Below are 13,438 nucleotides of genomic sequence, written 5' to 3' on the forward strand. Positions count from 1 at the left end.
CGGAGACGGCACGGAACCGCCGGGCGGGACCGTCGGGCTACAGCGCCAGGGCGAGGACGCCGGCCACGACCGTGAGCGGGGCCACGACGCAGCCGAGGAGCATGTACCGGCCCCAGGAGAGCTCGACGCCCTCGGCGCGGAGCCGGGCGTGCCAGAGCAGCGTCGCGAGCGAGGCCCACGGCGTGATGAGACACCCCGCGTTCACCCCGATGAGCAGGGCGGCGTACCGAAGGGGCTCCCCCGCTGCGGCCGGCTCGAGCACCAGGTAGGCCGGGAGGTTGTCGATCGCGTTCGCAGCCACCCCGCCGGCACCGCCGAGCAGCAGCAGGTCCCCGAGCGACGTGCCGTGGCCGCCGCCGCGCAGCGCGTCCACGAGCGGGTCCGTGACGCCCGTCGCGTGCAGGGTCTCCACGACCACGAACAGCCCGGCGGCGAGGAGCAACGGCTGCCACGGGATGCGCGACGCACGGAGTGACGACGGCTGCCGGACCGCGGCGACGACGACGAGCACGACGGCGGCCGCGATCGCGGCGATCCACACCGTGACACCGGCGGTCAGGGCGACGACGAGCGCGACGAGGACCGCGGCGGCGGCGGCGAAGAACACCCGGTCGGTCGGCTGACGCACGGCCGGGGGCGTGTACCGCCCGAACAGCTGGCGTCGGAACACGACCACGAGCACGGCACACGGCACGAGCACGCCCGCGACCGCCGACCACGCCATCAGAGCCGCGAACGGCAGCGGACCGTCGAGTCCGATCCGGGTGACGGCGAGCAGGTTCGTGAGGTTCGACACCGGCAGCAGGAGCGACGCGGTGTTCGCGAGCCACACCGTCGTCAGCGCGAACGGCATCGCCGGCAGCCCGACCCGACGGGCGAGCGTGATGACGATCGGGGTGAGCAGCACGGCCGTCGTGTCGATCGAGAGGAACACGGTGCAGAGCACGGCGAGGACGACCACCGCGCCCCACAGTCCGATCGTCCGCCCGCCGCCCACCCGCGCTGCCAGGTCGGCGAGCCGGTCGAAGACCCCGGCGTCGGCCGCGAGCTCGGCGACGATCGTCAGGCCGAGGACGAACGCGAGCACCGGGACGACGCGGTCGGCGAGCTCGACCAGGGTGGACACCGGCAGGAACCCGAGGACGACGCAGATCGCCCCGATCACGAGCAGGGCTGCTCCCACGGCGGCTTGACGCAACGGTCCTCCTCGGCACACACCAACACTCGACACGACGGTGCGCGCTGCGACCGGCGCTCCAATGTACCCGCGGGTAGCCTTGCGGACGAACGACTCCAGGAGGCACAGTGCGCAAGTTCTTGTTCAACGGTTCGGTGTTGAGCTCCATCTTCAGCGGGTACAGCGTCCTGCAGACCACCCGGAAGGGTCCGCGCGACTGGCGGCTGGCCCTGACCTGGGTGGCGTGGCTCGCGACGACCATCGTCGCGATCGGCACGGTCGTCGAGGACGACCGGCACATCAAGGCCAAGCAGTAGGGACGTCGCGACACGCGACCGGACGGACTGGAGGGACGGTGCAGGTGATCCTGCACCGTCCCTCCAGTCCGTGGTCGCGTCCGCATCGCCGCATCCGGCCCGTGTGACCATCTCGTGACAGATCGCATCCTGCATCCGGGGGACACCCCGCCTGCGCGTCCACACATGTAGCGTGTCGCGAATGACAGCCCAGGACGAGACCGGTGTGGAGACGAGACCGGCGAACGACTTCTCCCACGAGCAGGAGGGGTTCCAGCACGGACTGAAGCCCCGACAGCTCCAGATGATCGCGATCGGCGGTGCGATCGGGACCGGTCTGTTCCTCGGTGCCGGTGGTCGTCTGCACTCCGCAGGACCCGCGCTGGCCGTCATCTACCTGATCGCCGGTGTGTTCGCGTTCTTCATCCTCCGGGCGCTCGGCGAGCTCGTGCTGCACCGTCCGTCGTCCGGGTCGTTCATCTCCTACGCCCGGGAGTTCTACGGTGAGAAGTTCGCGTACGCCGCCGGCTGGATGTACTTCCTCAACTGGGCGATGACGTCGATCGTGGACACCACCGCCGTCGCGCTCTACCTGCACTACTGGTCGGGCACCCGGCCGGTCCCGCAGTGGGCCCTGGCGCTCGCGGCGCTCCTCGTCGTCCTCGCGGCGAACCTCGTCGCGGTGAAGGTCTTCGGCGAGCTCGAGTTCTGGTTCGCGATCATCAAGGTCGCGGCGCTCGTCGGGTTCCTCGTCGTGGCGCTCCTCTGGCTGTTCTTCGCGTTCCCGGTCGAGTCCGGCGGACAGAGCGTGCAGACCGGGTTCCGGATCTGGGCGGACAACGGGGGGATCCTGCCGACCGGCATCCTGCCCGCGGTCCTCGTGGTGCAGGGCGTCGTGTTCGCCTACGCCGCGATCGAACTCGTCGGCACGGCGTCCGGCGAGACGCAGAACGCCGAGAAGGTCATCCCCCGTGCGATCAACTCGGTCGTCCTCCGCATCGCGGTGTTCTACGTCGGCAGCGTCGTCCTGCTGTCCCTGCTGCTCCCGTACACGTCGTACAAGGAGGGTGTCAGCCCGTTCGTGACGTTCTTCTCGTCGATCGGGAACCCCGCGGTCGGCCAGGTCATGGGGTCGGTGATGAACTTCGTCGTGCTCACGGCGGCGCTCTCCTCGCTGAACGCCGGGCTCTACTCCACGGGGCGCGCGCTGCACTCGATGGGCATGAACGGCTCGGCACCGAAGTGGACCACGAGGATGTCCAAGGGTGGTGTGCCGTTCATGGGCATCCTGCTCACGGCGTGCTTCACGCTCCTCGGGGTCGTGCTCAACCTGTTCGTGCCGGCGCAGGCGTTCGAGATCGTCCTGAACGTCGCCGCGCTCGGCATCGTGACCGCGTGGGGCACGATCATGCTCTGCCAGATGCGGCTCCGGGCCTGGGCGAAGAAGGGCCTCGCGAAGGAGCCGACCTTCAAGCTCCCCGGTGCCCCGGTCACGTCGTGGCTGACGATCGCGTTCCTCGTGTCGGTCCTCGTGCTCATGGCGATCGACTGGCCGATCGGCACGCTCACCATCGCGTCGCTCGTGGTCATCATCCCGCTGCTCGTGGTCGGCTGGTTCCTGCAGCGTGACCGGATCCTCCGCATCGCGTCCCTTCGCGAGGGCGTCACCGGGCCGTTCCCGGTGACCGGCCGCGACCCCGCGAACCAGGTCCGTCGCGGCGACGGCGACGGCGACGACCGCGAGTAGGCACGCGGTGTCCGACGAACGCACTCCACCGACCGTGGGGTGCGTTCGTCGTTCCGGGTCCCCCATATGATCGCGTCGTGCCAGACCCCACGCTCGACCTGCAACTCACCTGGCGCGGCACCTTCGGCCGCGTCCGGGTGTTCACGGACTCCGTGCTCGCCGAGACGAGCTTCGAGCGCCCGGAACGGACCGTGGTGCCGATGGAGCAGGTCACCGGATGGCGCATCGAGCCGTGCGACTTCGACGCGGTGTGCGTGGAGTTCGAGACGTCGGAGGACACCTACCGCGTGCTGCTCGACACCGCGGACGAGGGCGTCACCCACCACGCCCTGACCCGGGTCCTCGGCGCGCCGCTCCCCCGTCAGTCCTAGTCCCCGGGCCGGCGCCCGTCGAGGATGCAGGAATCCGGGGTACTCGGGGCGCCGACCCCGGTTCGGTGCGTCCTCGACACGGTTCCGGGGACGGGACGGGACAGGACGGGCCGGTCGGACGGGACGGCGGGGGCGGACGGAGCGCGGTCGTCAGACCCCGCGGACGCCGACGTAGAGCGCGTACAGGGACATGCCCGCCGTCATGAACAGCCGGTTCCCCGCCCGCCCGCCGAACGCCACGTTCGCACATGGCTCGGGCAGGTCGATCGTCCCGATGCGCTCCCCCGCCGGCGTGAACACCCGGACCCCGTGCGCCGCCCGCTCGCGTCCGGCCCACCCGCACCAGAGGTTCCCGAGCTCGTCGATCGCCATGCCGTCCGGACCGCCGTCGACGCCGTCGACGAGGAGCCGCCGACGCCCGAGCCCCGTGCCGTTCGCGACCACGTCGAGGACCCAGATCCCCGGGTTCGGGTCACCGGTCGACTCGACCACGTACAGGTGCTGACCGTCGGGCGAGAACGCCAGCCCGTTCGGGTCGGCGAACTCGGTCGACACCACGGCGACGGTCCCCGAGCGCGGATCGATCCGGTACACGTCCGGATGCGTCTCGGACACGGCGCGGTGGCCCTCGTGGTCACTGCTGATCCCGAACCGCGGGTCGGTGAACCAGACCGCACCGTCCGGGGCGATCGTCACGTCGTTCGGTGAGTTCAGACGGGCACCGTTCGGAGCGCGGTCGGCGAGCACCGTGATCTGGCCGTCGTGCTCGGTCCGGACGACGCGACGACCGCCGTGTTCGCAGGTGACCAGGCGGCCCTGCGGGTCGCGCACGCTGCCGTTCGCGAATCCGGCGGGCTGCCGGAACACGGTCGTCCCGCCGGTCTGCTCGTCCCACCGGAGCATGCGGTCGTTCGGGATGTCGCTCCAGACCAGCTGGCGGTGGTCGCCGAACCAGACGGGCCCCTCCGCCCAGCGGCACCCCGTCGCGAGCCGTTCGACCGCCGCGTTCGACAGGCGGATGGCCGCGAACCGGTCATCGTGGACGTGGACCCTGCTGTCCGGGTAGTGGTCGGTCAGCGGTCCGAGCGGCTGCGCGTCATCGAGGAGCATGCCGCCATCCTGCCGGATCGGCACACCCCGTGGACGGCGACACCGGTGGACGGACGGCTCAGGCGTGCCGGCCGACGCGTCGGGTGATGGCGACGACGGTGACGTCCTGCGCGAGTTCGCGCCGTACCGCCTGGTCCGCCACCTGGCGGAAGAACAGTCCGAAGTCCCCGAGCGCGTGCAGCCGACGTCCGGCGAGTGCGAGCGTCTCGATCGAGTCGTCGTGGAGCCGGAGCAGACCGTCGCTGCCGATCAGGAGCGACTCGCCCGGCGCGAGGACGACCTCGCCGAGCACGTAGGCCTCACCGGGCGGCTGCAGCCCGATCGGCAGGTTGCGGCTCGTCAGGACCTCCGGGGACCCGTCGGCCCGGACGTGCACCACGAGCCCGAGCCCGGCGTCGACGAACTCGATCCGTCCGGTCGCCGTGTCGACCCGGGCCGTGAACGTCCTGGCGTGCGCATCCGTCGCGGCGAGCTCCGGGACCACCTGTGCGGCGACGTCGCGGAACGCGTCGCCGAGCGGCAGGCTCGTCCGGGCGCGGATCGCACTCCGGAGGCTCGCGGCCAGGACGGTCGCGCCGGCCGAGGACCCGCTCACCCCGGCCACCGTGACGGACGGGCCGCCCTCGCTGAACTGCCAGTCGTGGAACCCGCCCGCGACGGCGTCCGGGGTCGTCGAGGCGCCGTCGATCGACCATCCGGGCACGGTGAGGGGCGTCGGTCGGAACGCACCGGCCACCGCGCGCACGTCGTCGGCCCGGCGGCCCTCGGCGAGGATCCGCTCGGCCCACCGCGCCAGGTCCTGGAGCAGCTCGGTCTCGCGCTCGTCGAAGCTCCGCGGCACGGTGTCCATGATGCACAGGCTGCCGACGGTGGTGCCGCCGGGGGTGCCGATCGGAGCACCGGCGTAGAACCGGACGTTCGGGTCGCCGACGACGAGCGGGAGCGCCCGGAACCGTTCGTCCGTCCGGGTGTCGGGCACCACGACCGGATCGGTGCCGGACACGGTCGCCTGGCAGAAGGACCCGTTGAGCGGCATCGACCGCACGGGCCCGTCGGTCGGCGACACCATGTGGAGTTCGGCGGCGTCGGCGACGTTGAGGTACGACCACGGGACGTCGAAGAGGTCCCTCGCCATCCGCGTGATCCGGTCGAAACGTTCCTGCGGTGGGCCGCCGACGATGCCGAGCGCGCCGACGATCGCGGCCCGACGAGCCGCGCTGCGGTCGCGTTCGATCTCCTGCATGGGTCCTGGTCCTTCCCCGGGGCGGGTCGCTGTCTCCGCCGACACGGTGGCTCCGGAGTGGTCGGGTCCGTTGCACACCGTGCAGCAACGCTACGGGGCGGGTCGCTCGGTCGTCCAGCGGCGCGGACCCCCACTCCGGGGACGAGACCCGTGCCATGGTCCCGATCGGTGTCTCAGCCCGCGGTGTCGTCCGGTCCGCTCGGCACCGCGCCGCACCAGTCGACGGTCGATGCCTCGATGGTCGCCTCGATCGCCCCGCTCGACGCGTCCGCGACGAGGACGCTCTCGCCGGCCGGACTCCGCGTCAGCACCGCGACGAGCTGCGCGTTCGGCGACGGGCACAACCCGGTGACGGCGGCGTCCGCTGCGACGACGATCGGCAGGGTGGTCGCCGTCGCGCCGGCGACCCGCTCGACGTGCGCCGCGACGGTGCCGTCCGCGCGGAGGTCGCCGACGACGCGCAGGTACGTCGACGGGGTGAGCGCCGCGATCCGACCGAGGTACCCGTCCGTCGGCACGTCGGCCGGCACGTTCAGCGCGCTCGTCCGACCCGTCGCGAGGTCGAGTCGCTCGATCCCGGTCCCCGTCTCGACGATCGCGGTGGTGCCGGTGCCGACGAAGCCGTGCAGGGAGGTCGCGGCACCGAGCCGCACGGGCTTCGCCGTGCCGGTCGTGTCGACCAGGAGCAGGTCGTCGTCGTCCGTGCGGACGAGGGCCGACTCGGTGCGCGGGACGAAGGCCCACTGCCCGACGCCCACCGGCGACGCCGTGGTGCGGTCCGCGATCGTCCCGTCCGGGCGGACGGGCATCGGCAGGTGCGTCCCGGACAGCGGGACCAGGTAGAGCCCGGACGACACCGTGCGCCCTCCGGACGTCGCGTCGAACACGAACCCGAACGCGGCGCCGTCGTCCGCGACGTGCAGCGACGAGGCCCGTCCGGACCGGGTCGGCATCTGGATGTGCTCGACGGCACCCGTCCCGCTCGCGGGCACGAGGTCGATCGACGACTGCCGGTCCGTGTCGGTGCGGAGCACGACGAGGTACCGACCGAGCCGCTGGAACTCCGCGATGTCCGATGCCGCGTCGAGCACCGTGTTCCCGGCACCGTCGAGCGGCCGCCGCACGATGCGGTCCGGCGCACCGCTCGTCCGGGCCGGCAGGAGCGACAGCACGGACGTCGTCCCGGTCCGGACGGACGTCCGGAGCGTCGCCGGGACGCTCCGGCCGGCGGCGGTGACACCGCGGACGACCACCCGGTAGGACGCGTCGTACCGGAGCGGGCCGGCGAACTCGAGAGCGATCGCGTTGCCGCTCGTCGACACCGAGAACGCGGCACGGGGGGTGACGCTGACGTCCCGAGCCCGGACGGGTGCGACGCGCTGGTTCGCGGAGAGGATCACCCGCTGGGCGGCCTTCGTGACGAGGTCCGTCGCCGAGTACGACACCCTGGACAGCCGCGGACCCTGACCGGCCCCGACGACGGCCGACACGGCCGCGACGAGCGCCAGGACGAGGACCGTGCCGACGAGTCGGGCCCGGAACCGCCGAGCGCTGCGGGGACGGCCTCGGGACGGCGCCTCAGTACTCATACGGGTCCCCCGGTTCGGGCACGCGACGGACCGTGGTCGCGCCGATCACGAGTCGGTCCGACGCGGCCGGGTCGGGGTTCGCCGTGATCGTCCCGCGCACCCGGACCCAGGCGTCATCGGCCGGGACGTCGGCGCCGGCCGGCTCGACCACCCCGACCCCGACGGGCTGCGCGTCCACGGCGCAGCAGCTGATCACGAACCGGGTGAGCGTGAACCCGTCGGCGCGGTGCACGACGAACCCGGTCAGGTCGACGCGCTGACCGACGAGCGACGAGGCGTCCGTCGTGGTCCGGATCGCCGCCGCCCAGTCCTTCACCCCGAACGCGCTCGTGTCCGTGGTCGCACCGAGCAGCGACACCGCGCCGGACGACCCGGTCGCGTCGGACAGCGAGCCGGCGTCGACCGACCGCTGCACCGCGGTCCGCGCGGACAGGGTCGCGGGCGGCAGCACGAGCATCGACAGTGCCAGCCCGACCACGACGACCGTGCCGAGGGCGCCGGCGACCGTCCCGACGACGCGACGTGCGCGCCGCGGGCTCGCAGCGCCTCCCGTCCGGTCGACGGTCCGCGGTCCGGCGGACGACGTACCGGACGGGAGGCCCGGGGTCGCGTCCGCCCCATGGGCGCGGCGAGCGCTCCAGACCGACCGCACGACGGCCGCGGTCCCCGCCGTCGCGAGCACCACGGCGATCCCGGCGAGCACGATCGTGAAGACGACGTACCGCGGGTTGATGTAGAGGTCGAGTCGCCCGGTGGCCCCGAGCCACATCGTGCACGCGGCGACGACGGTCAGCGTACCGAGCGACAGGAGCGTCCCCGGAGGACCCGAGCCCGCCGGCGCGTGGTCGTGCTCGTGGTGCTCGTGGTGCTCGTGGTCAGACAACGACGTTCATCCCCCATCCCACGGCGGCCGCGAACAGGACGCACACGACGGCGAGCACCCCGAGGAACCGCACGCGGAACGTCGTCCGGAGGAGCGCGATCATCTTGACGTCGATGATCGGACCGATGAGCAGGAACGCGGTGATCGACCCGGGCAGGAACGTCGACGCGAACGACAGGGCGAAGAAGGCGTCGACGTTCGAGCACAGCGAGATCGTCATCGCGAGGACCATCATCGCGACGACGGACAGCACCGGGTCGCTGCCGATCGCGACGAGGGCGCTCCTCGGCACGACCACCTGGATCGCCGCCGCGAGCGCCGCACCGACGAAGAGCGCGGGGAGCATGGTCCGCGTCTCGCCGCCGAAGTGGACGATGCTCGACCGCCAGCGGTCCCGACGCTCGGCGGGGTCGACCCCGACGTCGCACTGCGCCCGGAACGCCGGGACGAGCAGTGCGCTCGGGTCGCGGTGCGCCGACACGATCCACCCGACGAGGTTCGCGACGACGAACCCACCGAGCACCCGGACGGGCAGGATCGCCCCGGTCCACCCGAAGGCCTGCGCCGTGCTGACGATGACGAGCGGGTTGAGGATCGGGGCGGCGACCAGGAACGTCGTCGCCTCGGCCGGCGAGAACCCCCGGACCATGAGGCCGCGGGCGAGCGGCACGTTGCCGCACTCGCACACCGGGAAGAGCATGCCGATGAGGGAGATCACCGCGCGTCGTGGGATCGGACGACGGGGCAGGATGCGCTCGAGGACGCCGGGCGGCACCCACACCTCGACGACGATCGAGAGCACGATGCCGAGGACGACGAACGGGACGGACTCCACCACGACGCTGATCGCAAGGGTGAGGAAGTCCTGCAGGACGCTCGGCAGGCCCGTGCTGCCGGTCCCGGGCAGGACGATGCGGACCGCGAGCAGGAGGACGACGAGGCCGACCGCGAGGCCGAGGGACCCGGCGCGACTGCCGGTGCGCGGGCGACTCGTCGGGATCGTCACCGCGGAAGCGTACGACGACTCCGGGTCGAGGACGCACGAACACGCGGTGCAGGTCGTCCCCCACCGCGGGTTCGTGCATTCTCGAGGCTAGAATCCGCGGGCCACCCGGTGCCAGACCTGCTGGGCGCGGACCTCGTCGCGGAACCCCCGGCTGGTGGTCTCGCCGTCGATCACCAGGAACTCCGTGCCGAGGATCGCCGCGAACCGCTCCACGACGTCGAGCCCGACCGCCGTGGTCATCACGGTGTGGTGGGCTGCCCCGGCCGCGAGCCAGGCCTCGGCCGCGACGGCGAACGACGGGCGGGGTTCCCACACGGCCCGGCCGACCGGGAGCTTCGGCAGCGGGGCGTCCGGGGCGACGACGTCGACGACGTTCGCGGTGAGGCGGAACCCGTCACGCACGTCGGACATCGCGACGACGACGGCCTCGCCGGGGTCGGCCGTGAACACCAGACGCACCGGGTCGTCCTTGCCGCCGATGCCGAGCGGGTGGATCTCGAGCGTCGGGCGGCTCGCCGTCAGCGTGGGCGAGACCTCGAGCATGTGGGCGCCGAGGATCTTCTCGCGCCCGGGCGTCAGGTCGTACGTGTAGTCCTCCATGAGCGAGGCGCCACCCGGGAGGCCCGCCCCCGCGACGTTCATCGCCCGGACGAGCACCGCGGTCTTCCAGTCGCCCTCGGCCCCGAACCCGTAGCCCTCGGCCATCAGGCGCTGCACCGCGAGGCCGGGGAGCTGCGTCAGCGACCCGAGGTCCTCGAAGTTCGTGGTGAAGGCGCCGAACCCGCCGGACTCGAGGAACGAGCGGAGCCCGACCTCGATCGCGGCCCCGTCCCGGAGCGCCTGGTGACGTCCGCCCCCGCGCCGGAGCACCGGGTCGACGTCGTAGGACTCCTCGTACTCGGCGACGAGCGCGTCGACCGCCGCCGTCGACGCCGCGTCCACCGCCGCCGCGAGCTCGTTGACGCCCCAGGTGTTCACCTGCACGCCGAGCTCGATCTCCGCCTCGGTCTTGTCACCCTCGGTGACGGCGACGTAGCGCATGTTGTCGCCGAACCGCGCCAGCTGCAGCGAACGGACGGCGGCGGCACCCGCTGCGGCACGTACCCAGGCCTCGACCGACGACACGACGGCCGAGTCGGAGACGTGCCCGATCGTCGTCGCGTGCGGGACGCCGAGCCGCGCGAGGACGTACCCGAACTCCCGGTCGCCGTGCGCGGCCTGGTTCAGGTTCATGAAGTCGAAGTCGATGTCGGCGTACGGCAGCGCCACGTTCGCCTGGGTGTGCAGGTGGAGCAGGGGCTTCGTGAGCGCCCGGAGTCCCCCGATCCACATCTTGGCCGGGCTGAAGGTGTGCATCCACGTCGTGACGCCGATGACCCGGTCGTCCGCGGACGCCTCGACGAGGGCGCGCCGGATGCCGTCGGGATCGGTGAGCACGGGCTTCCACACCAGGCGCACCGGGAGGCCGTTCGCCTCGAGCGACCCGGCCAGCGCCGCGTGCACCTCCTGGCTCTGCGCCGCGACCTGCCGCAGCGTGTCCTCGCCGTAGAGGCCTTGGGAACCGGTGAGGAACCAGACCTCGTACCCCGCGAGTGTCGTGGTCGGGTCGATCGTGCTCATCGCAGTGCTCCTGTGGGGTCTTGTCCGTAGACGTTCTGGTAGCGGTCGAACAGTCGGTCGACGTCGGCCTGGGGGATCGGGAGGGGGTCGCCGAGCTGGCGGGCGACGTGCACGGTGCGGGCGACGTCCTCGGTCATCACCGCGGCCTTGACGGCGTCCCTGCCGTCCTTGCCGATGGTGAACACGCCGTGGTTCTGCATGAGCACGGCGCGGGAGCGGTGCCCGGAGAGGGTCTCGACGATGCCGCGGCCGATCGAGTCGTCGCCGATGATCGCGAACGGTCCGACCGGGATCGGTCCGCCGAACTCGTCGGCCATCGCGGTGATGACGCACGGGATCGCCTCGCCCCGGGCGGCCCACGCGGTCGCGTACGTCGAGTGCGTGTGTACGACGCCGCCGACCTCCGGCATGGTCCGGTACACGAACGCGTGGGCGGCGGTGTCGGAGGACGGCGCGTGCGCGTTCCCCCACCCGTCCACCGGCGTGCCGTCGAGGTCGCAGACGATCTGGTTCTCCGGCCGCAGTTCGTCGTACGACAGCCCCGAGGGCTTGATGACGAACAGGTCGTGCCCGGGGACGCGCTGCGACACGTTCCCGCCGGTCCAGACGACGAGGCCGTTGCGGGTCAGCTCGGCGTGCAGGGCGGTGACGGTCGCGCGGGTGGTGGCGACGGCGGACTGGAGGGACGGGTCGGCACCGTCCCGCGCCTCCCCTCCGTCGGCGTCCCCGGCGGGCTCGCCGCGACCGCGGGTGACGGCGACGGCCGCGTCCTGGAGCGGCAGCGCCGCACGGAACCGGTCGAGGAAGGTCCGGAACCCGGCGACGTCGTCCGCGTCCGGGTGGGCGGTCGTGAGGTCGTCGCCGCCCGGCAGCGCGTCGGCGAGGTACTGCTGGAGGGTCTGCCGGTCCGCGTGCTCCAGGTAGCTCGCGAGGACCGCGATCCCCCAGGCTCCGCCCTCGGCGGCGGTGTGGGACACCGCGACGGGCACGTCGAGGGCCGCTGCGAGCAGGCGCTCGGCGACGCCGGCGGTCCGGAACAGCCCGCCGTGGGCGAGCATCCGGTCGACCCGGACGCGCTCGTCGGCGAGGACCTCCATCCCGATGGCGAGGGTCGCGAACGCGGCCGAGGTCTCGGCCCGGACGAGGGTGCCGAGGCTGAACCGGCTCCCGGGCGGGCGGACGAGGAGCGGACGGCCCTCCTCGACACCCGCGACGGGTTCGCCGGAGAGGAAGTTCGCGGTCACGAGTCCACCGGCGTCGGCATCGGCACCGGCGGCCTCGGCGAGGAGCGTTGCGTACACGGCGTCGGCGTCCAGCGGGCTGCCGGCGGCCTCGGCGAACCGTCCGAAGACCTTCGCCCACGCTCCGAGCTCGCTCGCGCCGTTGTTGCAGTGCACCATGGCCACGGTGTCCCCCGCGGGCGTCGCCACGATGTCGAGCTCCGGGTGGACGGTGCCGAGCGGCCGTTCGAGGACGACCATGGCGAAGATGCTCGTGCCGACGCTGACGTTGCCCGTCCGCGGGGCGATCGCGTTCGTGGCGACCATCCCCGTGCCGGCGTCGCCCTCCGGCGGGCAGAGCGGCGCTCCGGGCCGGAGCGCGCCGCTCGGGTCGAGCCAGGCCGCGCCCGTCTCGGTGAGCGTCCCGGCGTCCTCCCCCGCGACGAGCACCTCGGGGAGCAGGTCGGTGAGTGTCAGGGCCGGCGCGCGCTCGGCGACGAGTGCCTGCGCCCGGGCGAGCCGGTCGGCGTCGTAGTCGTGCGTCTCGGGGTCGACCGGGAACATCCCGGAGGCGTCCCCGACGCCCAGGACGTCGCGACCCGTCAGGACGTGGTGGACGTACCCGGCGAGCGTCGTGACGCGTGCGATCCGGTCCACGTGGGGCTCGTCGTCGAGGACGGCCTGGTACAGGTGTGCGATCGACCAGCGGAGCGGGACCGAGAAGTCGAGGGCCGCGCCGAGCGCTGCGGACGCCGGCCCCGTGCTCGTGTTCCGCCAGGTGCGGAACGGGACGAGGAGCTCGCCAGCGGCGTCGAACGCGAGGTACCCGTGCATCATCGCGGAGACGCCGATCGCGCGGACGTCGGACGGCGCGACGCCGTGGCGGTGCCGGGCATCGCGGACGAGGTCGGCGTAGGCGGTGCGGAGCCCGTCCCGGACGGCGTCGAGGTCGTAGGTCCAGCGGCCGTCGACGAGCTGGTTCTCCCACTCGGCAGTGCCGGTCGCGATGGGCGCGAGGTGCTCGTCGACGAGGCAGGCCTTGATCCGGGTGGACCCGAGCTCGATGCCGAGCGTCGCCTGACCGTCGAGGATGCAGCGACGAGCGTCGTCGCCCCGCGCGGTGTCGTCGCTCGGCTGGGTGTCGTCGCCCCGCGCGGTGTCGTCGCTCGGCTGGGT

General features: G+C 72.6%; 10 protein-coding genes and 2 pseudogenes. 3 read left to right on the top strand and 9 right to left on the bottom strand.

Features of this window, described 5'->3' with window-relative positions:
• Positions 1-37: 37 nt before the first annotated feature.
• Positions 38-1,198: an SLC13 family permease gene (locus tag ACO0E0_RS12945; protein WP_422871850.1), complete on the bottom strand. Its 1,161-nt coding sequence runs from the start codon at positions 1,196-1,198 to the stop codon at positions 38-40.
• A gap of 107 nt (positions 1,199-1,305) precedes the next feature.
• Here ACO0E0_RS12945 and ACO0E0_RS12950 point away from each other — a divergent pair, with 107 nt between their 5' ends.
• From ACO0E0_RS12950 to ACO0E0_RS12960, 3 genes are all read left to right on the top strand, one after another.
• Positions 1,306-1,494, top strand: a complete 189-nt coding sequence (locus ACO0E0_RS12950) for a hypothetical protein (protein WP_422871851.1) — start codon at positions 1,306-1,308, stop codon at positions 1,492-1,494.
• Positions 1,495-1,675: 181 nt separating this feature from the next.
• A complete protein-coding gene (locus ACO0E0_RS12955; RefSeq protein WP_422871852.1) occupies positions 1,676-3,220 on the top strand; it encodes an amino acid permease in 1,545 nt (514 codons plus the stop codon).
• A gap of 77 nt (positions 3,221-3,297) precedes the next feature.
• Positions 3,298-3,591: a hypothetical protein gene (locus ACO0E0_RS12960; RefSeq protein ID WP_422871853.1), complete on the top strand. Its 294-nt coding sequence runs from the start codon at positions 3,298-3,300 to the stop codon at positions 3,589-3,591.
• Positions 3,592-3,741: 150 nt separating this feature from the next.
• Here ACO0E0_RS12960 and ACO0E0_RS12965 read toward each other — a convergent pair whose 3' ends face one another.
• From ACO0E0_RS12965 to ACO0E0_RS12995, 8 genes and pseudogenes are all read right to left on the bottom strand, one after another.
• Positions 3,742-4,701 carry an SMP-30/gluconolactonase/LRE family protein gene (locus ACO0E0_RS12965; protein WP_422871854.1) on the bottom strand — a complete coding sequence of 320 codons (960 nt, stop codon included), beginning with the start codon at positions 4,699-4,701 and terminating at the stop codon, positions 3,742-3,744.
• A gap of 58 nt (positions 4,702-4,759) precedes the next feature.
• Entirely contained in the window at positions 4,760-5,944 is a 1,185-nt protein-coding gene (locus tag ACO0E0_RS12970) for a PP2C family protein-serine/threonine phosphatase (RefSeq protein ID WP_422871855.1), read from the bottom strand.
• Positions 5,945-6,117: 173 nt separating this feature from the next.
• On the bottom strand, positions 6,118-7,533 hold the full coding sequence (locus tag ACO0E0_RS12975; RefSeq protein WP_422871856.1) for a hypothetical protein: 1,416 nt from the start codon (positions 7,531-7,533) through the stop codon (positions 6,118-6,120).
• Entirely contained in the window at positions 7,523-8,416 is an 894-nt protein-coding gene (locus tag ACO0E0_RS12980; RefSeq protein ID WP_422871857.1) for a TIGR03943 family putative permease subunit, read from the bottom strand. Before ACO0E0_RS12980 ends, ACO0E0_RS12975 begins: the two co-directional genes overlap by 11 nt.
• Complete coding sequence (locus tag ACO0E0_RS12985) at positions 8,409-9,422, bottom strand: permease (protein WP_422871858.1); 1,014 nt, start codon at positions 9,420-9,422, stop codon at positions 8,409-8,411. Before ACO0E0_RS12985 ends, ACO0E0_RS12980 begins: the two co-directional genes overlap by 8 nt.
• A gap of 87 nt (positions 9,423-9,509) precedes the next feature.
• Positions 9,510-11,042, bottom strand: coding sequence for an L-arabinose isomerase (gene araA, locus ACO0E0_RS12990; protein ID WP_422871859.1), 1,533 nt, complete (start codon positions 11,040-11,042; stop codon positions 9,510-9,512).
• Positions 11,039-11,716, bottom strand: a pseudogene (locus ACO0E0_RS15145) (L-ribulose-5-phosphate 4-epimerase); the annotation flags it as partial. The gene araA and the pseudogene ACO0E0_RS15145, both read right to left, overlap by 4 nt.
• An 84-nt stretch (positions 11,717-11,800) precedes the next feature.
• Positions 11,801-13,354, bottom strand: a pseudogene (locus ACO0E0_RS12995) (xylulokinase); the annotation flags it as partial.
• Positions 13,355-13,438 lie beyond the last annotated feature (84 nt).

Origin of the sequence: Curtobacterium phyllosphaerae, from assembly GCF_049341865.1 — a bacterium.
In the GTDB taxonomy this organism is placed as follows: Bacteria; Actinomycetota; Actinomycetes; order Actinomycetales; family Microbacteriaceae; genus Curtobacterium; species Curtobacterium phyllosphaerae.